At 73.7% G+C, this 22,558-nt stretch carries 20 protein-coding genes; 13 read left to right on the top strand and 7 right to left on the bottom strand.

Translation table 11 applies throughout. The annotated features are described in order from the left end of the window. Nucleotides 1-138: 138 nt before the first annotated feature. Nucleotides 139-2,628: a DNA topoisomerase IV subunit A gene (locus E1193_RS03380; protein WP_132180127.1), complete on the bottom strand. Its 2,490-nt coding sequence runs from the start codon at nucleotides 2,626-2,628 to the stop codon at nucleotides 139-141. A 38-nt stretch (nucleotides 2,629-2,666) separates the two neighbouring features. Further along, entirely contained in the window at nucleotides 2,667-4,724 is a 2,058-nt protein-coding gene (locus E1193_RS03375) for a DNA topoisomerase IV subunit B (protein ID WP_132180126.1), read from the bottom strand. Nucleotides 4,725-5,050: 326 nt separating this feature from the next. Between E1193_RS03375 and E1193_RS03370 the strand changes: the two genes are divergently transcribed. The 10 genes from E1193_RS03370 to E1193_RS03325 are packed head-to-tail and all read left to right on the top strand — an operon-like array spanning nucleotide 5,051 to nucleotide 16,364. Beyond that, nucleotides 5,051-6,718 (top strand): carbamoyltransferase C-terminal domain-containing protein, encoded by a 1,668-nt coding sequence (locus E1193_RS03370; RefSeq protein WP_132180124.1) that lies wholly within the window; start codon nucleotides 5,051-5,053, stop codon nucleotides 6,716-6,718. Continuing rightward, nucleotides 6,700-7,731, top strand: coding sequence for a glycosyltransferase (locus tag E1193_RS03365; protein WP_243707254.1), 1,032 nt, complete (start codon nucleotides 6,700-6,702; stop codon nucleotides 7,729-7,731). Before E1193_RS03370 ends, E1193_RS03365 begins: the two co-directional genes overlap by 19 nt. Next, on the top strand, nucleotides 7,731-9,347 hold the full coding sequence (locus E1193_RS03360; protein WP_243707257.1) for an HAD-IIIA family hydrolase: 1,617 nt from the start codon (nucleotides 7,731-7,733) through the stop codon (nucleotides 9,345-9,347). Before E1193_RS03365 ends, E1193_RS03360 begins: the two co-directional genes overlap by 1 nt. Nucleotides 9,348-9,372: 25 nt before the next feature. After that, nucleotides 9,373-10,347: a glycosyltransferase gene (locus tag E1193_RS03355; protein ID WP_132180120.1), complete on the top strand. Its 975-nt coding sequence runs from the start codon at nucleotides 9,373-9,375 to the stop codon at nucleotides 10,345-10,347. Next, on the top strand, nucleotides 10,332-11,549 hold the full coding sequence (locus E1193_RS03350; RefSeq protein WP_132180118.1) for a glycosyltransferase: 1,218 nt from the start codon (nucleotides 10,332-10,334) through the stop codon (nucleotides 11,547-11,549). Before E1193_RS03355 ends, E1193_RS03350 begins: the two co-directional genes overlap by 16 nt. Next, on the top strand, nucleotides 11,549-12,271 hold the full coding sequence (locus E1193_RS03345) for an SIS domain-containing protein (RefSeq protein WP_132180116.1): 723 nt from the start codon (nucleotides 11,549-11,551) through the stop codon (nucleotides 12,269-12,271). The genes E1193_RS03350 and E1193_RS03345 overlap by 1 nt, the downstream gene beginning before the upstream one ends. Then, nucleotides 12,268-13,755, top strand: coding sequence for a PfkB family carbohydrate kinase (locus E1193_RS03340; protein WP_132180114.1), 1,488 nt, complete (start codon nucleotides 12,268-12,270; stop codon nucleotides 13,753-13,755). Before E1193_RS03345 ends, E1193_RS03340 begins: the two co-directional genes overlap by 4 nt. Next, complete coding sequence (locus E1193_RS03335; RefSeq protein ID WP_132180112.1) at nucleotides 13,755-14,459, top strand: SDR family oxidoreductase; 705 nt, start codon at nucleotides 13,755-13,757, stop codon at nucleotides 14,457-14,459. The genes E1193_RS03340 and E1193_RS03335 overlap by 1 nt, the downstream gene beginning before the upstream one ends. Beyond that, complete coding sequence (locus E1193_RS03330; RefSeq protein WP_132180110.1) at nucleotides 14,456-15,397, top strand: glycosyltransferase family 9 protein; 942 nt, start codon at nucleotides 14,456-14,458, stop codon at nucleotides 15,395-15,397. Before E1193_RS03335 ends, E1193_RS03330 begins: the two co-directional genes overlap by 4 nt. Further along, the gene (locus tag E1193_RS03325; RefSeq protein ID WP_132180108.1) at nucleotides 15,381-16,364 is read left to right on the top strand and encodes a DNA topoisomerase IB; all 984 of its coding nucleotides are present in this window, start codon (nucleotides 15,381-15,383) and stop codon (nucleotides 16,362-16,364) included. The genes E1193_RS03330 and E1193_RS03325 overlap by 17 nt, the downstream gene beginning before the upstream one ends. Before the next feature lie 19 nt (nucleotides 16,365-16,383). Here the strand turns inward: E1193_RS03325 and E1193_RS03320 are convergent, their stop codons facing one another. Then, the gene (locus tag E1193_RS03320; RefSeq protein WP_132180106.1) at nucleotides 16,384-17,142 is read right to left on the bottom strand and encodes a TetR/AcrR family transcriptional regulator C-terminal domain-containing protein; all 759 of its coding nucleotides are present in this window, start codon (nucleotides 17,140-17,142) and stop codon (nucleotides 16,384-16,386) included. 102 nt (nucleotides 17,143-17,244) lie between these two features. Between E1193_RS03320 and E1193_RS03315 the strand changes: the two genes are divergently transcribed. Then, nucleotides 17,245-18,216: an ATP-binding cassette domain-containing protein gene (locus E1193_RS03315; RefSeq protein ID WP_132180104.1), complete on the top strand. Its 972-nt coding sequence runs from the start codon at nucleotides 17,245-17,247 to the stop codon at nucleotides 18,214-18,216. After that, nucleotides 18,209-18,973, top strand: coding sequence for an ABC transporter permease (locus E1193_RS03310; protein ID WP_132180102.1), 765 nt, complete (start codon nucleotides 18,209-18,211; stop codon nucleotides 18,971-18,973). Before E1193_RS03315 ends, E1193_RS03310 begins: the two co-directional genes overlap by 8 nt. 57 nt (nucleotides 18,974-19,030) lie before the next feature. On the opposite strand, the gene E1193_RS03305 is transcribed toward E1193_RS03310, so the two are convergent. From E1193_RS03305 to E1193_RS03295, 4 genes are all read right to left on the bottom strand, one after another. Continuing rightward, on the bottom strand, nucleotides 19,031-19,534 hold the full coding sequence (locus E1193_RS03305) for a hypothetical protein (RefSeq protein ID WP_132180100.1): 504 nt from the start codon (nucleotides 19,532-19,534) through the stop codon (nucleotides 19,031-19,033). A gap of 69 nt (nucleotides 19,535-19,603) precedes the next feature. Continuing rightward, nucleotides 19,604-21,235: an ATP-dependent DNA helicase RecQ gene (locus E1193_RS03300; RefSeq protein ID WP_132180098.1), complete on the bottom strand. Its 1,632-nt coding sequence runs from the start codon at nucleotides 21,233-21,235 to the stop codon at nucleotides 19,604-19,606. A gap of 217 nt (nucleotides 21,236-21,452) precedes the next feature. Beyond that, complete coding sequence (locus E1193_RS33640; RefSeq protein ID WP_279433285.1) at nucleotides 21,453-21,578, bottom strand: hypothetical protein; 126 nt, start codon at nucleotides 21,576-21,578, stop codon at nucleotides 21,453-21,455. Between the two features lie 103 nt (nucleotides 21,579-21,681). Next, entirely contained in the window at nucleotides 21,682-21,969 is a 288-nt protein-coding gene (locus E1193_RS03295) for a GNAT family N-acetyltransferase (protein WP_132180096.1), read from the bottom strand. 170 nt (nucleotides 21,970-22,139) lie between these two features. Between E1193_RS03295 and E1193_RS03290 the strand changes: the two genes are divergently transcribed. Continuing rightward, entirely contained in the window at nucleotides 22,140-22,505 is a 366-nt protein-coding gene (locus E1193_RS03290) for a hypothetical protein (RefSeq protein ID WP_132180094.1), read from the top strand. Nucleotides 22,506-22,558 lie beyond the last annotated feature (53 nt).

Genomic DNA, 22,558 nt, shown 5'->3' with positions numbered 1-22,558 from the left:
CCCACCCGGCCTGGTGATCATGAAGTTGCCGCCGCGACACGTTGGCGGTCAGGGCGACAACCTCATGATCGACCGCAGGGCGGCGGGGACGGCGGGGGCCCGGAAGCACTCGCTTCCGGGCCCTTGCCGTGAATTGGGTCAGTCCCGTTCGATGAGGTGGCCGACGACCGTGGGGCCGAGCATCACCGCGAATCCGGAGCCGTCGCGGCGCGGGTCGGCCGCCGGCAGCTCCACCGGCTCGCCCGTGGCGGTGGCGCCGACCGGGCGCGGCCCGACCCAGGCGACGTCCACGTCCGTCTCCCCCCTGAGGAACCGATGGGCGCGCACTCCGCCGGTGGCCCGCCCCTTCGCCGGGTACGCCCCGAACGGCGTCACCTTGACCGTCGCCCCGGTGGAGGTGACCACCATCGGCTCCCCGTGCACCGGGTCGTCGGTGCGGACCGCGCCGAAGAAGACCACCCGGGCCCCGGCGGGCAGGTTGACCCCCGCCATGCCGCCGCCCTTCGGCCCCTGCGGGCGGACCAGCGTCGCGGCGAACCGCAGCAACGACGCCTCGCTGGTGACGAAGGTCAGGGCTTCCTGCCCGTCGGTCAGCCAGGTCGCCCCCACCACCTCGTCGCCCTCGCGCAGCCCGATCACCTCGAACTCGTCCGAGCGGACCGGCCACTCCGGGGCGCACACCTTGACCACGCCCTGCCGGGTGCCCAGGGCGAGCCCCGGGGAATCCTGCGCGGCCGGGCCCAGCGGGGCCAGGCCGACCACCGTCTCCCCCGGCTCCAGTGGCACCAGTTCCGCGGCGGCCATGCCACCGCGCAGGGACACGGTGCCGGCCTGCTCCGGCAGCACCGGCAACGGCAGCACGTCGATCTTGAAGGCTCGGCCGGCACTGGTCACCAGGAGCACCCGACCTCGGGCCGTGGTGTGCACGAGAGCGCGTACCGTGTCGTGCTTGACCCGGCCGTTACGCCGACGCCCCTCGGAGGTCTCCTCCGACTCGGCCGCTGTCCGGGCGACCAGGCCGGTCGCCGACAGGATCACCTGGCAGGGGTCGTCGGCCACCTCCAGCGGGCCGGCCGGCGCGGACGCGGCCAGCACCTCCTTGAGGTCCCCGTCGACCAGGGTGGTGCGGCGCGGCGCGGCGAACTGCTTGACCACCGCGGCCAGCTCGTCGGAGACGACCTTCTTCAGCACCTTCGGATCATCGAGAATCCTGGACAGCTCGGCGATCTCGCCACGCAGCCTCTCCTGCTCGGCCTCCAGCTCGATCCGGTCGTACTTCGTGAGCCGGCGCAGCGGGGTGTCCAGGATGTAGGTGGCCTGGATCTCGGAGAGCTTGAACCTCTGCATCAGGCCGTCCTTGGCGGCCTGGGCGTCCTCGCTGGCCCGGATCAGCTTGACCACCTTGTCGATGTCGAGCAGGGCGATCAGCAGACCCTCGACCAGGTGCAGCCGCTCCTGGCGCTTGCGGCGGCGGTACGCGCTGCGCCGGGACACGACGTCGTACCGGTGGGCCAGGAAGACCTCCAGCAGCGGCTTGAGGCCCAGGGTGCGCGGCTGGCCGTCGACCAGCACCAGGTTGTTGACGCCGAAGGACTGCTCCAACGGGGTGAGCCGGTAGAGATCGGCCAGCAGCGCCTGCGGGTTGACCCCGACCTTGCACTCGATGACCAGGCGGGTGCCGCTCTCCCGGTCGGTGAGGTCCTTGACGTCGGCGATGCCGGTGAGCCGCTTGGTCTTGGTCACCTCGTTGGTGATCGCGGCGATGACCTTCTCCGCACCGATGCCGTACGGCAGCTCGACCACGGTGATCGCCTGCCGGCCCCGGCTGCCCTCAAGGGGACCGATCTCCACCCGGCCGCGCATCCGCACCACGCCGCGCCCGGTCTCGTACGCCCGGCGCACCTCGTCCAGGCCGAGCAGCAAACCTCCGGTGGGCAGGTCGGGCCCGGGGACGAACTCCATCAGCCTGTCGAGGGTGGCGTCCGGGTGGTTGATCAGCCAGCGGGCGGCGGAGACGACCTCGCCCAGGTTGTGCGGGATCATGTTCGTCGCCATCCCGACCGCGATCCCGGACGCGCCGTTGACCAGCAGGTTGGGGAAGGCAGCCGGCAGCACGGTGGGCTGGGTCAGCGAGCCGTCGTAGTTGGGCTCGACGTCGACGGTGTCCTCGCCCAGCTCGCCGACGAGCAGCATCGCCTCCCGGGACATGCGTGCTTCTGTGTAGCGCGCCGCAGCCGGTCCATCGTCTGGACTTCCGAAATTTCCATGCCCGTCGATGAGCGGCGCGTTGAGCGAGAAATCCTGCGCCATCCGGACCATGGCGTCGTAGATCGCCGTGTCACCGTGCGGGTGGTAGCGCCCCATCACGTCGCCGACCACGCGGGCCGACTTGACGTGCGCGCGGTCCGGCCGGAAACCGTTCTCGTGCATGGAGTACAGGATGCGCCGGTGCACCGGCTTGAGTCCGTCGCGGGCGTCGGGCAGGGCGCGGGAGTGGATGACCGAGAAGGCGTACTCCAGGTAGGAGTCGGAGACCTCGGTGACCAGCGGGTTGTCGAATACCCGCGCGCCGGCCTGGTCGAAGGCGGACAGGTCCACCTTGGCGCGGTCGTCCTTGCGGCGTGCCATCGTTCAGCTTCCTTCTGGGTGCGCGGCGGTCAGCGGGCTCATGCGTCGATCGCTTCCCGGTCGACCCGGTCGGAGGATTCGATCAGCCAGTTGCGGCGCGGCTCGACCTTCTCCCCCATCAGCAGTTCGAGGATCCGCTCGGCGGCGTCGACGTCGTCGAGGGTGATCCGGCGGACCGCCCGGGTGGCCGGGTTCATGGTGGTCTCCCACAACTCGTCGGCGTCCATCTCACCGAGACCCTTGAAGCGCGGGATCGGGGTGACGATCTGCTTGCCGGCCTTCTCCAGCTTGCGGACCGTCGCCTCCATCTCGGCCTGGGTGTAGGTGTAGACGGTCTGCGGGCTGCGCCCCCTGGTGGTGATCTTGTGCAGGGGCGGCATCGCGGCGTAGAGCCGGCCGGCCTCGATCAGCGGCCGCATGTAGCGGGCGAAGAGCGTGATGAGCAGGGTACGGATGTGCGCGCCGTCCACGTCGGCGTCCGCCATGATCAGGACCCGGCCGTACCGCATCGCGGACAGGTCGAAGGTACGCCCCGACCCGGCCCCGAGCACCTGCACGATCGCGGCGCACTCGGCGTTGTCCAGCACCTGCTGGAGGTTCGCCTTCTGCACGTTGAGGATCTTGCCGCGAATCGGAAGAAGCGCCTGATATTCAGAAGATCGGGCAAGTCGCCCCGTTCCCAGCGCGCTGTCCCCCTCCACGATGAACAGCTCACTGCGCTCGATTCCGGCCGATCGGCAGTCGACCAGCTTGGCGGGCATGGCCGCCCCCTCCAGCGCGGTCTTGCGCCGGGCGGCGTCCTTCTGCTGCTTCTGGGTCAGCCGCACCCGGGCCGCGTCGACGATCTTCTGGAGGACGGTGCGCGCCTCGGCCTTCGTCCGGCGGTCGTCCAGCCAGGTCTTGAGATGTTGCTCGACGAGGGACTGGAGCACCTTGGTGATGCCGGCGGTGGAGAGCTCGTCCTTGGTCTGCGAGGTGAACTGCGGCTCGGGGATGCGCACGTGCACCACCGCCGTCATCCCCTCCAGGACGTCGTCCAGGGTGGGCGGCTCCTCCTTGGCCTTGAGCAGGCCCCGGGCGTTGCGGACCGCGTCGGCGAGGGTCCGCACCAGGGCCCGCTCGAAGCCCTTGCGGTGGGTGCCGCCGTGGGCGTTGCGGATGGTGTTGGTGAAGCACTCGACGGTGCGCTCGTAGCCGGTGCCCCAGCGGAACGCGATCTCGACCTCGGCGCGACGCGGCACGTTGGCCTGCATGACGCCGTTGGCGTCGGCGGCGTTCTCCCGGTACGTCCCCTCACCGGTGACCAGGAGGGTGCCGGAGACCGGGCGGTCGCCGGCCGGGGCGAGGAACTCCACCATGGCGGTGAGGCCCTCGGGGAAGTGGAACCGCTCCTCGGTGGGCTGCTCGACGGTCTCGTCGCGCAGCCGGTAGTCCACCCCCGGGACCAGGAAGGCGGTGTTGCGCAGCTTCGTCCGCACGGCGTCGACGTCGAGCGTCGCGCCGGTCTCGAAGTAGCGGACGTCGTGCCAGTAACGGATCGAGGTGCCGCTGCGCTGGCCGCGCTTCATCGCCCCGACAACCTGGAGGCCGGGGCCGGGGGTGAAGGAGGCGTCCGGGCCGTCGCCGTCGAAGATGCCCGGCACGCCGTGCCGGAACGACATCGCGTGGATCTTGCCGCCGCGCCGGACGGTGACGTCGAAGCGCCGGGACAGCGCGTTGACCGCCGACGCGCCGACACCGTGCAGGCCACCGGAGGTCTTGTAGCCCGAGCCGCCGAACTTGCCACCCGCGTGCAACCGGGTGAGCACCAGCTCGACTCCGGAGATGCCGGACTTGGCGTGCACGTCGGTGGGGATGCCGCGCCCGTCGTCGTCGACCTGCACCGAACCGTCGGCGTGCAGGATCACCACGATCTTCGCGGCGTGACCGGCGACACCCTCGTCGGTGGAGTTGTCGAGGATCTCGTTGACGAGGTGACCCACGCCACGGCTGTCCGTGGAGCCGATATACATGCCGGGACGTTTGCGGACGGCGTCCAGGCCCTCCAGATGGGTGAGGTCGTCGGCCCCGTAACGGGTGTCAGGCTGTGCGGTCAACTGGTCGTACTCCCCGGTCTCGGCGGTGTGATGCCGCTCACCGTCCCGATCTCAGGCGCGGCGCGCCGCAGCGAGCGTAGCCGCACCGCCCGACACGACGGCGGAGCCCCACGCGACACCGCGCGGCGGGCGGCCTAGCGACACCCTGGCCACAACGCGCCGGCCCGGTGCGATCTTCCCCGAAGACGGTCGGTTCGCCGGACCGCTGCCCGGATCTGCCGCCGGGGCCAGGTCCGGCGCGACGAGTCTCCACGACGGAGGTTTACCCCGCCGGAGAAGTCGATGATCTACGGGTTAGCGGCGGGCCACCGGGGTAGGGACCGGACATGCGCGTGCTCGGAATCAATGCGATCTTCCACGATCCGGCCGCCGCCCTGGTGGTCGACGGGCAGGTGGTGGCCGCCGCCGAAGAGGAACGGTTCAGCCGCCGCAAGCACGGCAAGCGGCCGGTGCCCTTCTCCGCCTGGGAGCTGCCCGAGCACTCCGCGGCCTGGTGCCTGGCCAGCGCCGGCATCGACGTCGACAGCCTCGACGTGGTGGCCTACTCGTTCGACCCCGGCCTCTGCCAGGACGCCGCCGACCTGGGGCTCAGCGACCCCTGGGACTGGCTGCGGGTCGACTACGCCCGGCGCGCACCGCAGTTCCTCGCCGCCGCCCTGCCCGGTCTCGACCCGGAGAAGGTACGGTTCGTGCCGCACCACATCGCGCACGCCGCCTCAGCCGGGCTGGCCGCCCCGTCGGCCGGCGACGACACCGCCGTGCTGGTGCTCGACGGTCGCGGCGAGGCCGCCAGCCACCTGGCCGGCGTCTACCGCGACGGCGTACTGGCCCGGCTGCACTCCCAGCAGCTGCCACACTCCCTCGGCCTGCTCTACGAGGACCTCACGCGGCACCTCGGCTTCACGCACTCCAGCGACGAGTACAAGGTCATGGCGCTGGCCTCGTACGGCGAGCCGAAGCACCTGGGCCTGCTGCGCGAGCTGGTGACGGTGACCCCGGAGGGTGGCTTCCACGTCGACCGGATCGACTGGAACAGCCTGGCCAAGGCGGTGCCCGCCGGCGAGCTGACCGAGGAGCACGCCGACCTGGCCGCCAGCGTCCAGCAACGGCTGGAGGAGGTCATCCTCGACCTGTCCCGCTGGTTGTACGACGCCTCCGGCGGCGCGTCGACCCTGGCCATGGCGGGCGGGGTGGCACTGAACTGCGTCGCCAACGCACGGGTCGCGGCCGAGGGGCCGTACCGGAACGTCTGGGTGCAGCCGGCCGCCGGCGACTCGGGCACCGCCCTGGGCGCGGCCCTGCACGTGGCCGGTGACCTGGGTGACCGGTCGACCCCGATGACCGGGGTGGACCTGGGCCGGGGCTGGTCGGACGAGGAGTTGGAGGCGGAACTGCGCCGTGCCGCGCTGCCGTACCACCGACCAGACTCCATCGCCGCCGAGGCGGCCCGGGTGCTCGCCGACAACGGCATCGTCGCCTGGTACCAGGGCCGCAGCGAGTACGGCCCGCGCGCCCTGGGGCACCGGTCGTTGCTGGCGCACCCGGGCGACCCGGACACCACCCGCCGGATGAACGCCGTGAAGGGTCGCGAGCAGTTCCGCCCGATCGCGCCGATGGTCCGGGCGGAACGCTTCGCCGAGATCTTCGAGGGTGTCTTCCCCAGCCGCTACATGCTCTTCGTGCACCGGGTCAAGCCAGGCTGGCGGGACCGCATCCCCGCGGTCACCCACGTCGACGGCACCGCGCGGGTGCAGACCGTGCACGCCGACACCGAGCCTCTCGTCGCCGAGATGCTGACCGAGTTCGAACGGCTCACCGGCCTGCCGGTGGTGGTGAACACCTCGCTGAACACGGCCGGGCTGCCCATGGTGGACACCCCGCGCGAGGCACTGGAGCTGTTCGGTTCCGCGCCGGTGGAGTTGCTCGCCCTGGGTCCGCTCGCGGTGCGGCGGGGCGCGCTCGGTGGCGGTCGAACGTGGGACGGCGACCGGTGATCAGCGTGGTGGTGCCGACCCTGGGCCGGCCCAGCCTCGGCGCGCTGCTCGACGCCCTCGCCCCGCAGTTGGCCGCGTTGCCCGACGTGGAGGTCCTGCTGGTCGACGACCGGCGGGACACCACCGACGAGCTGGCGGTGCCGGGGACGCTGTCGGCGTACGCGAAGGTGGTGACCGGGACCGGCGCGGGCCCGGCGGCGGCGCGCAACGTCGGTCGGCGGGCGGCCCGCCAGCCGTGGGTGGTCTTCCTCGACGACGACGTGGTCCCCGCGCCGGACTGGGCTCGGCGGCTGGCCGACGACCTCGCGGTGGACGAGCGGGTGGGCGGGGTGCAGGGCCGGGTGCGGGTGCCACTGCCGGCCGACCGCCGGCCGACCGACTGGGAGCGAAGCACTGCCGGCCTGGCCGACGGCGAGTGGATCACGGCCGACATGGCGTACCGGCGTGCGGCGCTGGAGACCGTCGGCGGGTTCGACGAACGGTTCCCCCGCGCCTTTCGAGAGGACGCCGAGCTGGCCCACCGGATGCGGCTGGCCGGCTGGGAGCTGGTACGCGGTCGGCACGAGGTCACCCATCCGGTACGCCCGGAGGACCGCTGGGTCAGCCTGCGCGCCCAGCGCGGCAACGCCGACGACGCGTTGCTGCGCCGCCTGTACGGCCCGAGATGGCGGACCACCCTGCGCCTGCCGCCGGGACGGCGGTCCCGGCACGTCGCGGTCACCTCGGCCGGCGCGCTGGCCCTGGCGGCGGGTGCGGCGAGGCTGGGGCTGCCGTGTGGCACGGCCCGTCGGGGGCTGGGCGCGGTCGCCGCCGTGGGCGCGTTCGGGTGGGTGGTCGGCACCGCCGAGTTCGCGGCGGCCCGGATCGCGCCGGGGCCACGTACCCGTGCGGAACTGACCACCATGCTGGTGACCAGCGCACTCATCCCCCCGCTGGCGGTGGCCCACTGGGTACGCGGTTGGTGGCGCGGCCGATCCATCACGGACGGCGACGCCACCGGAGCGCAACGATGATGTTTACCTCTCCCGCCTCGGGCAACTGCTTGGTCGTGAACGGGGGCGTGATCACACCCGGTCTCTTCGACGCGGTGCTGCTGGATCGGGACGGCACGTTGATCGAGGATGTGCCGTACAACGGTGATCCGGACAAGGTGCGGCCGGTGCCGGGGGCCCGGGAGGCGTTGGACCGGCTGCGGGGGGCGGGGCTGCGTCTGGCGGTGGTGACGAATCAGTCGGGGTTGGCCCGCGGCCTGTTCACGGCGGCGCAGTTGCTGGCGGTCAACGCCCGGGTCGAGGCACTGCTGGGGCCGTTCGACAGTTGGCAGGTCTGCCCGCACGACGACAGCGTCGGCTGCCGGTGCCGCAAACCGGCGCCCGGCCTGGTCGAGCAGGCCGCGTCCGCGCTCGGTACCACCCCGCAGCGCTGCGTACTGGTCGGTGACATCGGCCGGGACATGAGCGCCGCGCTGGCCGCCGGCGCGAGCGGCGTCCTGGTGCCCACCCCGGTCACCCGGCCGCAGGAGGTGGCCGCCGCCCCGTACGTGGCCCGTGACCTGCCGGCGGCGGTCGAGGAGATCCTGCGGCGGCAGGCGGCGGTCGTGCCGGCCGCGCCGCGCCGCGCCGGGACGGTGCTGGTGGCTCGCAGCGACTCCGCCGGGGACGTCCTGGTCACCGGCCCCGCGATCCGCGCCGTCGCCGCCGGCGCCGTCCGGGTCGTCCTGCTGCACGGACCACGCGGACGCGACGCCGCCGCCCTCCTGCCCGGCGTCGACGAACTCATCGAATGGCCCCTGCCCTGGATCGACGGCGATCCCGCCCCGGTCGACCCCACCGACATCCACACCCTCACCACCCGGCTCGCCGCCGTCGGCGCCGACGAAGCCGTCATCTTCACCAGCTTCCACCAGTCCCCCCTCCCCCTGGCCCTGCTGCTGCGCCTCGCCGGCGTACCCCGCATCAGCGCCATCAGCGACGACTACCCCGGCAGCCTCCTCGACGTCCGACACCGGGCCCCCACCGGCGTACCCGAACCCGAGCGGGCGCTCTCCCTCGCCGCCGCCGCCGGCTTCGGGCTGCCGCCGGGGGACCAGCCGACCCTGCGGGTACGCACCGACGGGCTGCCCCCGCCGCCGGCCCGGCTCGGCCCACCGGGGTACGTGGTGGTGCATCCCGGCTCCGCGGTGGAGACCCGCGCCTGCCCGCCCGAGCTGGCCACCCGGATAGTCCGGGTGCTCGCCGCGGCCGGTCACCGGGTGGTGGTGACCGGCGGCCCGGACGAGACCGACCTGACCGCCCGGGTCGCCGGCGACGCCGGCCTCGACCTGGGCGGGCGGACCGGACTGGCGGAGCTGGCCGCCGTGCTCGCCGGCGCCGGTGCGCTCGTCGTCGGCAACACCGGTCCGGCGCATCTGGCCGCGGCGTTGGGCGTGCCGGTGGTCAGCCTCTTCGCCCCCACCGTCCCCTACGGACAGTGGGGACCCTACCGGGTGCCCGCCGTCCGACTCGGCGACGCCGCCGCCGCCTGCCGGGACACCCGGGCCACCCGCTGCCCGGAGCCCGACCACCCCTGCCTCACGGCCGGGATCGACCCGGCCGAGGTGGTCGCGGCGGTCGGCCTGCTCATCCGCTGAGACATCCGACAGTTGAAGGAGAGTCATGAACGTCCTGTTGTGGCATGTGCACGGCTCCTGGACCACGTCCTTCGTCCACGGCAGACACCGCTACCTCATCCCCGTCACCCCCGACCGCGGCCCCTACGGACTCGGCCGAGCCCGCACCTACCCCTGGCCCGACAACGCCGAGGAAATCACCCCCGAACAACTACGCCACGAACACATCGACGTCGTCATCCTCCAACGCCCCGACGAACTCCACCTCACCGAACAATGGCTCCACCGCCGCCCCGGCCGAGACATCCCCGCCATCTACGTCGAACACAACACCCCCAAAGGCGACGTACCCAACACCCGCCACCCCATGGCCGACCGCCACGACCTCCTGCTCACCCACGTCACCCACTTCAACCACCTCTTCTACGACAACGGCAGCACCCGCACCACCGTCATCGAACACGGCGTCGTGCCACCCACCACCCCATGGACCGGACAACTCGACCGACTCGCCGTCGTCACCAACGAACCCATCCGCCGCTGGCGAGTCACCGGCACCGACCTACTCACCCACTTCACCGACATCGCCCCCCTCGACATCTTCGGCATGAAGGTCACCGGCCTCGCCAACCACCTGAACCTCCCCACCGACCGCCTCACCACCCACGACGACCTCCCCCAACACCACATGCACACCGCCCTCGCACAACGCCGCGCATACCTACACCTCTGCCGCTGGACCAGCCTCGGCCTCAGCCTCATCGAAGCCATGCACATCGGCATGCCCGTCATCGCCCTCGCCACCACCGAAGCCGTCGAGGCCATACCACCCGACGCCGGCATCCTCTCCACCCGAATCAACACCCTCGTCGACGCAGCCCGATGGCTGACGGAGGACCGCGACGCCGCCCGCCAGCTCGGCGCGCGGGCACAGGAGGTGGCCAAGGAACGCTTCGGACTCGACCGGTTCCTCGCCGACTGGGACCACCTGCTGGAGGAGGAAACATGCGCATCGCGATGATCTCCGAGCACGCCAGCCCCCTCGCCGTCCTGGGCGGCGAGGACGCCGGCGGACAGAACACCCACGTCGCCGAACTAGCCACGGCGCTCATCGGCGAGGGCCACGACGTGCGGGTCTACACCCGCCGCGACGCCGTCGACCTGCCGGTCACCGTCCGCGCCCCGGGCGGGTACGACGTGGTGCACGTGCCGGCCGGGCCTGCCGAGCCGGTGGCCAAGGACGCCCTGCTGCCGCACATGAAGGAGTTCAGCCACTGGCTGGTGGCGCGCTGGCGGGGCGGCGACTGGGCGCCCGAGGTGATCCACGCGCACTTCTGGATGAGCGGGCTGGCCGCGCTGGCCGCCGGCCGGCAGACGGGGGTGCCGGTGGTGCTGACGTACCACGCGCTCGGCTCGGTCAAGAAGCGGCACCAGGGCGTGCAGGACACCAGCCCCGCCCGGCGGATCGGCTACGAGCGGGAACTGGGCCGCGCCGCCGACCGGGTGATCGCCCAGTGCCAGGACGAGGTCGGCGAGTTGGTCCGCCTCGGCGTGCCCCGGTCCCGGATGACGGTGATCCCGTCCGGGGTCAACCTGACCACCTTCGCCCCCCTCGGCCCGGCCGCCGAGCGGGAACCCGACCGACCCCGGGTGCTCACCGTCGGTCGGCTGGTCGAACGCAAGGGCTTCCAGACGGTGGTCCGGGCGATGGAGCTGGTGCCCCAGGCCGAGTGCGTGATCGTCGGCGGCCCGCCTGCCGGCCTGCTGGAAACCGACCCGTATGCCCGCCGGCTGCGCGCCCTCGCCGAGACCTGCGGGGTCGCCGACCGGGTCAGGCTGGTCGGCGCGGTGCCCCGGGAGGAGATGGGCCGCTGGTACCGCTCGGCGGACGTGTTGGTGGCCGCCCCCTGGTACGAGCCGTTCGGGCTCACCCCGCTGGAGGCGATGGCCTGCGGCGTGCCCGTGATCGGCACCGCCGTCGGCGGGATCAGGGACACGGTCGTCGATGGGGTCACCGGTGACCTGATCCCGGCCCGGGATCCGAAGGCACTGGGCACGGCGGTCCAGCGCCTGCTCGACGACCGGATCCGCCGGTTCGGGTACGCCACCGCGGCGCTGCAACGGGCCCGGAGCAGTTACTCCTGGGCCACCGCCGCCGAGCGGATCGCGGACGTGTACGGCGAGGTCGCCGCGATCCGCCGGCCGACCCGGGTGGTTGCCTGATGGCGCCCGGGCTGCTCGCCGCGCACCTGTCGTTGTTGGCCGAGGCGCTACTGCCGTACCGGGACTGTGAGGCGCTGCTGGCTCGCTGGGGCGCCGAGCTGGCCCGGACGCTGGCCGGCGGTGGCCGGCTGCTCGTCGCGGGCAACGGCGGCAGCGCCGCCGAGGCCCAGCACCTCACCGCCGAACTGGTCGGCAAGCTCCGCGACGACCGGCAGCCCCTGTCGGCGATCGCCCTGCACGCCGAGACCTCGGCGGTGACCGCGATCGGCAACGACTACGGCTACGACGAGGTCTTCGCCCGGCAGGTCCGCGCGCACGGCCGGCAGGGCGACATCCTGCTGCTGATGTCGACCAGCGGCGCCAGCGCCAACCTGCTGCGCGCGGTGGACACCGCCCGCGACGTGGGGGTGCGCTGCTGGGCGTTCACCGGCCCGGCCCCGAACCCGCTCGCCGAGGTCTGCGACGACGTGCTGGCCGTGCCGTCGCCGGACAGCCAGGTGGTGCAGGAACTGCATCTGGTCTCCACCCACGTGCTCTGCGAGTACGTCGAGCGGGAGCTGCCGGCCGCGCGGGCCGGTCGTACCCCGGCGGCCCTGGCCACCGCCGGTGGGGACGGGGCCGCCGACACCGACCCCACGGGAGCCCTGACCAGCGCCGGCCCGGTCCGGGCCGGGGTGGAGGTGGTGCTCGACGGCGGTGGGCGCGGGGTGGAGACGGGATGAGGAGGGCCACCGTGGCCGGACCCCTGGTGGTCGTCGGCGACACTCTGTTGGACCGCGACGTCGAGGGCGTGGTGAACCGGCTCTGCCCCGACTCCCCGGTGCCGGTGCTGGACGAGACCGCGCACGCGGACCGGCCCGGCGGGGCCGGCCTGGCGGCCGTCTTCGCCGCCGCCCAGGGTGCCGAGGTGGCCCTGGTGACCGCGCTCGCGGACGACGCCGCCGGGGCTCGGCTGGCCTCGCTGCTCACCGCCGCCGGGGTGCGGGTGTACGCGCTGCCGCTGCCCGGGGCCACCCCTGAGAAGATCCGGCTGCGGGCGCGGGGCCGGGTGCTGCTGCGCCACGACCGGGGTGGCCCGGCCGGCGAACCCGGGGAGCCGCACGAGGCGGTACTGCGGCTGCTCGCCGAGGCGTCGGCCGTGCTGGTCAGCGATTACGGCCGGGGTGTGGCCCGGCAGCCGGCGCTGCGCGCCGCTCTCGCCGCGACCCGTGCCCCGGTGGTGTGGGATCCGCACCCCCGCGGGCCGGCGGCGGTGCCCGGGGTCACCCTGGCAACCCCGAACGAGCCGGAGGCCCGGGAACTGACCAAGGTTCCGGCCGGGGAGTCCCGGCTGGCCACCGCCGCCCGGGGCGCGCAGGGGCTGCGCGAGCGGTGGCGGGTCGGCGCGGTGGTGGTGACCCTCGGCGGGGACGGCGCGCTGCTCTGCCACGCCGGGTCGACCCCGCTGGTCGTCTCGGCCCCGGTGACGGCCGAGGGCGACACCTGCGGGGCCGGCGACCGGTTCGCCTCCGCCGCCACCCTCGCGCTGGCCCGTGGCGCGCTGGTCTCCGAGGCGGTGCAGGAGGCGGTGGCGGAGGCGTCGGCGTACGTGGCCGGCGGGGGAGTGGCCACCGCGCTGCCCAGGGCGGTCCATGCCGCCTCACCGGTGGTGCTCGCCGGCTTCGGGGAGCGGGTCGGGGCAGCGGCTGCCGGCGCGGTGGTGGCGGAGGTACGCGCGGCCGGCGGGACGGTGGTGGCCACCGGCGGCTGCTTCGATCTGCTGCACGCCGGGCACGTGGCGACCCTGCAGGCCGCCCGGCAACTCGGCGACTGCCTGGTCGTCTGCCTCAACTCCGACGCCAGCGTCGCCGGGTTGAAGGGCCCGGGTCGCCCGGTGGTGTCCCAGGGCGACCGCAGCCGACTGCTGGCGGCGTTGAGCTGCGTGGACGCGGTGATGGTCTTCGACGAGCAGACTCCGCACGCCGTGCTGAGCTGGTTGCGCCCGGATATCTGGGTCAAGGGCGGCGACTACGCCACCGGTGGTGGCGACACCTCGTCGCTGCCGGAGGCGGAAGTGTTGCGCCGGTGGGGCGGGCAGACCGTGGTGGTGCCCTACCTGCACGGGCGCTCCACCACCGACATGATCGCGGCGGCTCGCGGCGAACGGCGCGTGGTCGCCCCCACCGGCACCGGCCTTGCCGCTCGTCCGACCGCGGAAGGAGCATGATGACCAGCAGCGCAGCACCCGGTGCCGGGCCGACCGTCCTGGTCACCGGCGGATCGAGCGGCCTCGGCGCGGCGGTGGTCGCCGCGGTGGCGAGGGCCGGGGGGCGTCCGCTGGTGCTGGACCGTCACCGTCCCGGCGACGGGGTGCCGTGGGTCGAGTGCGACCTTGCTGACACCCGGGCCGCCGAGGAGGCGACCCGGGACCTCGCCGAACGCCACGGCGGTCTGGACGCGGTGGTGACCGCCGCCGGGATGGACGTGCCCGGCAGGCTCGCCGACGTACCCCGGGACACCTGGGAGCGGATCGTCACGGTCGACCTGCTCGGCACCGTCGCGGTGGTCCGCGCCGCGCTGCCGTTTCTGGAGGCGGCCCACGGCAACGTCGTCACGGTCGCCTCGACGCTCGGGATCAGGGCGGTCAGCGACGCGACCGCGTACTGCGCGGCGAAGTTCGGGGTGGTCGGGTTCACCCGGGCCCTCGCCGCCGAGCTCGCCGGGAGGGTCGGCGTGACCCTGCTGATCCCCGGCGGGATGCGCACCGCGTTCTTCGACGACCGCGACGAGCAGTACAAGCCCGGGCCGGACGCCAACCTCAACGCCCCGGCCGACACCGCCGCCGCGGTCATGTTCGCCCTCTCCCAGCCACCCGGCTGCGCCGTCCGCGAGCTGGTGGTCTGCGCCGAGCGGGAAACCTCCTGGCCGTGATCCTCGTGCTCCGCGCCCTGGGGGTGGGCGACCTGGCCACAGCGGTGCCGGCGTTGCGCGCGCTGCGGGCCGCGTACCCGGACCAGGAGCTGACGCTGGCGGCGCCGGCCTGGCTCACGCCGCTGGCCGACCTGGTCGACGCGGTGGACCGGGTGCTGCCCACCGACGGGCTGGGCCCGCCGTCGTGGCCGCCGCCACCGGTGGCGGTCAACCTGCACGGACGCGGCCCGCAGTCGCACCGGATGCTGTCCGGCGCGGGACGGCTGCTCGCTTTCCGCAGCCTGCCGGCGGGGCACCTCGACGGCCCGCGCTGGCGGGTCGGGGAGCACGAGGTCGACCGGTGGTGCCGGCTGCTCGCCTGGTACGGCATCCCCGCCGACCGTAGCGACCTGGCCCTGCGCCGGCCCTCGCCGGGTGCGACGTCGGTCGCCGCGACGATCGTCCACCCGGGCAGCAAGGCGCCGGAGAAGCGGTGGCCGGCCGAGCGGTTCGCCGCACTGGCCCGGGAACTCGCCGGCCGGGGCCACCGGGTGGTGGTGACCGGTTCGGTGACCGAGCGGGACCTGGCCGGGCGGGTGGCCGCCGCCGCCGGGCTGCCGCCCGACGTCGTCCTGGCCGGCGGCACCGATCTGGGCGAGCTGGCCGCGCTGGTAGCCCACGCCCGGCTCGTGGTCAGCGGCGACACGGGTGTCGGGCACCTGGCCACCGCGTACGCCACCCCGTCGGTACTGCTCTTCGGACCGGTCCCGCCCGCCCAGTGGGGGCCGCCGCCGGGCCGCCCCCAGCACCGGGTGCTGTGGTGCGGCGGACAGGATTGGCCGGATACGCCCGGGGTAGGAACCCACCCGAGGTTGGCGGCCCTGCCGGTGGACCGGGTGCTGGCCGCCGTGGACGAGGCCGAAGAGGCGGTGCGGATCTCCGGTGCGGTTACGGCGTAGCGACCCGGGCCGGGCGGGCTACGGGCGTCGCCGGGCCGGCCGGGGTTGGGTGTTCCTGGACCCGAAGGGCGGGCCGGTTCGCGATCCCGACGAACGGGCCCGGCTGCAGGGCCTGGTGATCCCGCCCGCCTGGCAGGACGTGTGGATCTCGCCGTACCCGAACGGACACATCCAGGCCACCGGCATCGACGCGGCCGGACGCAAGCAGTACCTCTACCACCCGCAGTGGCGGCGCAAGCGTGACGAGGCGAAGTTCGACCACGTGCTGGAGGTGGCCCACCGGCTGCCGGCGCTGCGTACGCGCATCGCGCACGACCTGGACGGGCGCGGCCTGCACCGGGAGCGGGTGCTGGCCACCGTCGCCCGGCTGCTCGACATGGGCATGTTCCGGGTCGGCAACGACCAGTACGCCGTCGGCGAGGACGCCACCTTCGGCGTGTCCACCCTGCGCCCCGAGCACGCCCGTTCCCGGGCCGGTTGCGTGGTCTTCGAGTTCCCCGCCAAGGGTGGCATCGAACAGGTCCGCCGAATCGATGACCCGGAGCTGTGCCGGGTGCTGACCGCGCTGCGTCGCCGCCGCCGCGCCGAGGAGCGACTCTTCGGCTACCGGGACGGCCGCGCCTGGCGCGACGTGCGCAGCGACGAGGTCAACGACTACCTGCGCGACGCCAGTGGCGGGGAGATGACCGCGAAGGACTTCCGCACCTGGCACGCCACCGTCCTGGCGGCCACCGAGCTGGCCACCGTGGGTCGGCAGCGGTCGGCCACCGCGCGCCGCAGGGCGGTCGCCGCCGTGATGCGCGAGGTGGCGGAGCTGCTGGGCAACACCCCGACGGTGGCGCGGGCCTCCTACGTGGACCCGCGGGTGGTGGACCTCTACCACGACGGTGTGGTGGCGCCGGTCGGCCCGGGGACGCCGCGCGAGCGGGCGGAGCGGGCGGTCCTCGGCCTGCTGGAGGAGGCCTGACCGGGGGCCGCGTCGCCGCTCAGGTGGCGGGTGACCGGCCGCGGATCAGGGCCTCGACACCGTCGAGTACGCGGTCGAGGCCGAACCGCCACTCCGCGTCGAACTCCTCGTCGTCCTGCTCGTCGGCCCACTGGGCGAGCAGTTCCCGGATCGCCGGGAAGTCGCCGGCCCGGGTGAGCCGTTCGAGGTGCCGCCAGTAACGGATGCCTGCCTCTTCCGCGGTGAGCCTGGAACGGGCGGCGGCCTCGGCGAGGTCGACGGTCACCGTGGCCCAGTTCCGGGCGTACCCGCTGACCAGCAGGACCGTCGACAGGCGCTCGCTGGGGAACAGGCCGGTGCCGCGCACGGCGTCGAGCCCTCGTTCCATCCAGCGCACCTGGTTGGGGCGGATCGGCGGGCCGCCGACCGGCACGTGCCGCAGCCACGGGTGGCGGCGGATGGCGGCGACGTGGGCCTCGGCCCAGCGGGTGAGTGCCGCCCGCCACCCCTCGTCGGGGCCGCGTGGTGGCGGAGGGTCGCCGTAGGCGGCGTCGGTCATCAGATCCACCAGGTCGGTCTTCGCCGACACGTAGCGGTAGAGCGACATGGTGGCGACGCCCAGCTCGCCGGCGACCCGGCTCATCGAGACCGCGGCCAGCCCGTCGGCCTCGGCCACCCTGACGGCGGCGGCCACGACCTGGTCGAGGGTGAGGCTGCGCCGCGGGCCCTTGCCCGGACGCTCCCGCAGGCCCCAGGCGATCGCCACACTCTCGGGCAGGTCGTCGTCCGGCTCGCTCATCCTCGCCTCTCGCACGCGGTGTTGACACACCATCCTAGCTTCTGCGTATCCTATACGCAGTTAAGCGTATGGCGTACGCAGAAAGCGGAGAGTGAGGCAACCATGGGGGAGTGGACGACACCGTCGGTGGAGGCCGTCGGGTTACGCAAGTCCTTCGGCGCGGTGGCGGTGCTCGACGGGCTGACCCTGCGAGTGGCTCGGGGCACCGTGCACGCCCTGCTCGGGCCCAACGGCGCGGGCAAGACCACCACCGTGCGCATCCTGTCCACACTGAGCGCCCCCGACCACGGAAGCGCCCGGGTGGACGGCCTCGACGTGGTCCGCGACCGGCGCCGGGTACGCCGGCTGATCAGCCTCGCCGGCCAGCACGCGGCCCTCGACGACGCGCAGACCGGCGCGGAGAACCTGACGATGATGGCCCGGCTCGCCGGGCTGTCCCGCCCGGCGGCCCGCCGGCGCACCGCCGACCTGCTGGAGCGCTTCGACCTGGCGGCGGCGGCCGGCCGCCGGGTGTCGACGTACTCCGGCGGGATGCGCCGCCGCCTCGACCTCGCCGCCAGCCTGGTCGGCTCGCCGTCGGTCATCTTCCTCGACGAGCCGACCACCGGGCTCGACCCGCGCGGCCGGCAGGCGCTGTGGGAGGTCGTCGCGGAGTTGGCCGCCGGAGGCGTCACGGTACTGCTCACCACGCAGTACCTGGAGGAAGCCGACCGGCTCGCCGACCGGGTGGCGGTCCTGCACGCCGGCCGGCTCGCGGCCGAGGGGACGGCCGAGGAGCTGAAGCGGCGGTTCGGCGCCCACCGGCTCGAACTGACCATGCGCGACGACGAACGGTTCGCCGCCGCGGCCCGTCGGCTCGGCAGCCGGGTGGCCCACGCCGACGCCGGCCGGCGCGAACTGGCCGTCCCCATCGACGGCGATGCGCCGCAGGTCCGCCGGCTGCTCGACGAGGTCGACCCCGACCGGCAGGGCGTCGAGCGTTTCCACCTGCGCACCGCGACCCTCGACGACGTCTTCCTGACCCTGACTGGGCAGGCGGCGCCCGCCACGGCGCGGGAGGTGGCCGGTGTCTGAGCTGACCGCCCGGGGCGCCGAGCTGTCCGTCCTGGTGCAGCGGTGCGTACGGCTCTCTCGCCGTAACGTCGACGCGCTGCTCACCTCGCTGCTGCTGCCGGTGATCCTGATGCTGCTCTTCGTCTACCTCTTCGGCGGTGCCATCGACACCGGCGGCGCGTACGTCACCTACGTCGTCCCCGGGGTGCTGCTGCTCTGCGCCGGTTTCGGGGCGGCGGGCACCGCGATGAGCGTCACCACCGACCTCGGCAACGGCCTGGTCGAGCGGCTGCGCACGATGGACGTCGCCGCCACCGCGATCCTCGGCGGCCACGTCGTCGCGAGCGTCCTGCGCAACCTGGTCTCGACGGCGCTCGTCCTCGGCGTGGCCGTGGCGATCGGGTTCCGCCCGGCCGTCGACCCGCTGGGCTGGCTCGGTGCGGCCGGGGTGCTGCTGCTGTTCCTGCTCGCCGTGTCCTGGTTGTCCGCCGCCTTCGGACTGCTCGCCCAGACGCCGGAGGCGGCCAGCGGCTTCACCTTCCTGGTCATGTTCCTGCCCTACCCGAGCAGCGCCTTCGTTCCGGTGGAGACCATGCCGAGCTGGTTGCGCGGCTTCGCCGACCACCAGCCGGTCACCCCGGTCATCGAGACCCTGCGGGCGCTGTTGCTCGGCACGCCGCCCGGGTCGGCGCCGGCCCTCGCGGTGGCCTGGTGCCTCGGCATCATGCTGGTGTCCGTGGTGCTCGCCGCCGTGCTGTTCCGACGCCGGGTCGCCTGAACGGGCCGGCGACACGCGACGGCGGCGGTTTACCGGGACCGCCGCCGTCGTGGGGCGTCAGTCGTTGAGCACGTGCGAGAGCCGATCCCGGAAGCGCCGCTCCGAGTCGCTGACCTGGTCGCCACCGAGGCCGAGGATGCCGCCCGTCGAGGCCGCGCCCACCACCTGCTCGGCGATCTCCACCAGCCAGTGCCGGTACGCCCCTGCCGCGCCTTCGTCCACCTTGGCGGCGAGCAGGGCGGACGCCTGGCCGGCCCGGGCCAGCACGTCGTCGATCAGTCCCTGCGGATCGGCCGGCTCGATGACCGGCAGTTCCTCGCCGGCCTCCGGGTCGCCCACCCGGGACACGAGTTCCCCGGCCACGGCCGCGACCAGCGGACTGGCGGACTCCCGGCCGGCGGCGATGGTCTCCAGCCCGGCGGCGTTCTCCGCACGGGTGCGTCGGGAGCCGTCGGACTCGGCGGCGCTGGCGGCGGTGAGCACCGCCTGCGGCAGGCCGACCAGCAGCCCCCACTCCTCGTCGGAGAACCCGAAACCGGTGTACGCCGGCTGTTCGATCACGACTTGAGCCCCTCTCGCCCTGGGTCACTTCTCACACGTCCGTGGCACCCGCGTGGGTGCCCGGTCAGGCTAGTCCAGGGTCAGCAGACCCTGCTCCGACACCACGGGCACGGAGAGCGTCTTGTAGCCGACCTCGTCGAAGAGCACCGTCATCCGGTCGTCTTCGTAGTTGAGCACCAGGCCGGCCCCCCACTCCGGGTGCCGGACCTGGCTGTGCACCGGGAACGGGCCGACCGCGCCGTCGTCGGCGCGGCTGGTGCCGTCGTGGCAGCTGTCGCAGTGCCCACAGACGGCGGACATCTGCTCACCGAAGTACGCCAGCAGCGTCTGCACCCGGCAGGCGGTGGTCTCGGCGAAGGCGCGCATCATGTCGGTGCGGGAGCGGGTGACGGTCTGCTGGCGTTCCGCCTCGGCCAGGGCGGCCGTTGCGGCGTCCACCGGCGTGGGCGAGTACGGGGGCGCGCCGAGCCGCTGCTTCGCGCGTGGCTGCGCCGCCCCGACCTGCTCCAGCAGCGCCAGGTACCGGCCCAGTTTGCGGGCGCCGAGGCCGGTCAGCTCGCGCAGCTCCCTCCTGGTGCGGGGCTGCCTGCGCAGCAGCGCGGCCAGGTCCCGCAGCTCGGTGGGGTCGGGCAGGCCGCCGCTGAAGTAGCGCCGGAGCGAGACGTCCTCGGCCCGCCACAGCAGCAGCACCCGGGCCGGCTCGCCGTCGCGGCCGGCGCGGCCGATCTCCTGGAAGTAGCTGTCCGGGGAGTCGGGCAGCGCCATGTGGACCACCCAGGCGATGTTCGGCTTGTCGATGCCCATGCCGAAGGCGGAGGTGGCCACCATGACAGGCACCTGGTCGGCGAGGAAGGCCTCGTGCAGCTCGTGGCGGGCGCCGGTGGGCATGCCGCCGTGGTAGTGCTGCGCCGGGAGGCCGGCGTCGGTGAGCCGGGCGGCCAGGTCCTCGGCGCCCCGGCGGGTGGGCGCGTAGATGATGCCGGGGCGCTCGTCGTCGCGCAACAGCGCGGTCAGCCGCCGCCACCGGTAGTCGTCGGTGGGGCAGTGGGCGACCTCGAGGAAGAGGTTCGGCCGGTCCAGCCCGGAGATCACCACCTCCGGGTCGCGCAGCCGCAGCCGGGCGATGATGTCGTCGCGTACCGGGGGTGACGCGGTGGCGGTCAGGGCGACCACCGGTGGCCGGTCGAGGCCGTCGACGAGGTGGCCCAGCGCCAGGTAGTCGGGACGGAAGTCGTGGCCCCAGGCGGAGATGCAGTGCGCCTCGTCGACCGCGACGAGGGCTGGCTTCAGCGACCTCACCTCGGCCAACCGGTCGGGGTCGCTGAGCTGCTCGGGGGTGATGAAGAGGAACTCGGCCCGCCCCTCGCGGAGCTCGGCGATCGCCTCGGCCTGCTGGGTCGGGCTCTCGGCGGAGCTGATCCGCACCGCCCGCAGTTCCGGGCGCTGCCGTTCGTTGAGCGCGGCGATCTGGTCCTGTTGGAGGGCCAGCAGCGGGGAGATCACCACGGTCGGGCCGGGGATCAGGCTGGCCGGGATCTGGTAGATCGCCGACTTGCCGGCGCCGGTGGGCAGCACCACCAGGGCGTCGCGTCGCTTCATCACGGCGCGCATGGCGGCGAGCTGGTGGGGCCGCAGCGTGGTCCAGCCGAAGAGGTTGCGTGCCGCACGGCGCAACGTCGCGGAGTTCGTGGACAGCTTCATCAAGGTCCGGGAGTACCCGTGGCGATCATCGCCGAAACCGGCCGGCCGCCGGCAGCGGACGGCCGGAGCGTGCGCCTGGCGGCCTGGCCGACGCCGTCTGCGCCATGGTGGGGTGTTGGGCGGTGGGGGTACCGCCGTCTGGCGCACGTGGTGTCCGCCGGCTGAGGGCTCCTTCATCGCCCCGGCGAGCCTGGGCACCGAGGTGGTGGGAGATCAGTCAGCGTCGCCGGAACATCGCCCGGATGGCGGCGAACAGCAGCAGGCCGCCGACCACCACGCCGAGCAGGCGTACGCCCGGGATGTCGGCCGGTGAGGTCGCGTCGGCGACCGGAAGCGAATCCATGTCGGCACTGTCGCACGCGGCCGGGATGGACGCCACCGCGGCGCGCCCCGGGCCGCGGCGCACGCCGTTCGCCGAGTTGCTCGCCGGCCGGCGCCGGCCCCCCTCAGTTCGGCACGACCACCAGGTCGGCGTACTCGGGGTGGCGCGTGATGAAGGCCCGCATGAACGGGCACTGCGGCACCACCCGGCCGCCCTCCGCGCGCACCTGGTCCAGGGTGGCCCGGACCAGCGCCGCGCCGACGCCCATGTCCTGGTACTCCGGGCGCACCTCGGTGTGGGTGAACACCCGCACCCCGCCCCGGGGCAGATACGCGGTGGATCCGGCCAGCGCGTCGTCGACCAGGATCTCGAAGCGGTGCTTGGCGGGGTTCTCCTCGACCAGGAAGCTCACCGGGCCATTGTCTCCCCTCGCCGGGCCGGCCGGCCCGGTTCGGCGAGCAACCGGTCCACCTGGGAACCATCGGGTGGTGGTGACGTCGGCCCCGGTGCGCACGGCCCGGCCGCCACGGCCGTCGCACCGGACAGGTGCCTGGGTCGCGAACGTCTCGTACCCTTGGGCGGGTGACGACCCGAACCGGTACCTTCCCCCGCACCCCCACCCGCCGGGCAGCCGGGCTGCTGGCCTCCCTCGCCTTCGGCGCGGCACTGCTGGCCGGGTGCAGCTCCGAGGGCGCCCGCACCGACTGTGGTCTGGACGCCTGCACGGTGACCTTCGACCGGGGCGTCGACGCGCAGGCCAACATCCTCGGTGTCAAGGCCAAGTTGATCGGCGCCGAGGGCGACCAGGTCACCGTCGAGGTCGCCGGCGAGCGGGTCTCCCTCACCACCGGTCAGCAGGCGGCCGAGGTGGGCGGCTTCGCGGTAACGCTGGACAGCGTCACCGACCAGGAGGTCAAGATCCGCGTGGCGCGTAACGCCAACGGCTGACCCGGTCGGGCGGCGGCTGCCCACGTTTGGGGATCTACGCGTCCGGCAATAGA

This window comes from Micromonospora sp. KC606, assembly GCF_004348675.1.
In the GTDB taxonomy this organism is placed as follows: Bacteria; Actinomycetota; Actinomycetes; order Mycobacteriales; family Micromonosporaceae; genus Micromonospora.
This window is presented reverse-complemented; position numbering and strand designations above follow the sequence as displayed.

What these genes read in the sequence shown, in the direction of transcription:
- E1193_RS03380 (WP_132180127.1), bottom strand. Translation starts at nt 2,628, where the DNA reads ATGGCACGCCGCAAGGACGACCGCGCCAAGGTGGACCTGTCCGCCTTC.
- E1193_RS03370 (WP_132180124.1), top strand. Translation starts at nt 5,051, where the DNA reads ATGCGCGTGCTCGGAATCAATGCGATCTTCCACGATCCGGCCGCCGCC.
- E1193_RS03360 (WP_243707257.1), top strand. Translation starts at nt 7,731, where the DNA reads ATGTTTACCTCTCCCGCCTCGGGCAACTGCTTGGTCGTGAACGGGGGC.
- E1193_RS03355 (WP_132180120.1), top strand. Translation starts at nt 9,373, where the DNA reads ATGAACGTCCTGTTGTGGCATGTGCACGGCTCCTGGACCACGTCCTTC.
- E1193_RS03350 (WP_132180118.1), top strand. Translation starts at nt 10,332, where the DNA reads ATGCGCATCGCGATGATCTCCGAGCACGCCAGCCCCCTCGCCGTCCTG.
- E1193_RS03345 (WP_132180116.1), top strand. Translation starts at nt 11,549, where the DNA reads ATGGCGCCCGGGCTGCTCGCCGCGCACCTGTCGTTGTTGGCCGAGGCG.
- E1193_RS03340 (WP_132180114.1), top strand. Translation starts at nt 12,268, where the DNA reads ATGAGGAGGGCCACCGTGGCCGGACCCCTGGTGGTCGTCGGCGACACT.
- E1193_RS03335 (WP_132180112.1), top strand. Translation starts at nt 13,755, where the DNA reads ATGACCAGCAGCGCAGCACCCGGTGCCGGGCCGACCGTCCTGGTCACC.
- E1193_RS03320 (WP_132180106.1), bottom strand. Translation starts at nt 17,142, where the DNA reads ATGAGCGAGCCGGACGACGACCTGCCCGAGAGTGTGGCGATCGCCTGG.
- E1193_RS03315 (WP_132180104.1), top strand. Translation starts at nt 17,245, where the DNA reads ATGGGGGAGTGGACGACACCGTCGGTGGAGGCCGTCGGGTTACGCAAG.
- E1193_RS03300 (WP_132180098.1), bottom strand. Translation starts at nt 21,235, where the DNA reads ATGAAGCTGTCCACGAACTCCGCGACGTTGCGCCGTGCGGCACGCAAC.
- E1193_RS33640 (WP_279433285.1), bottom strand. Translation starts at nt 21,578, where the DNA reads ATGGATTCGCTTCCGGTCGCCGACGCGACCTCACCGGCCGACATCCCG.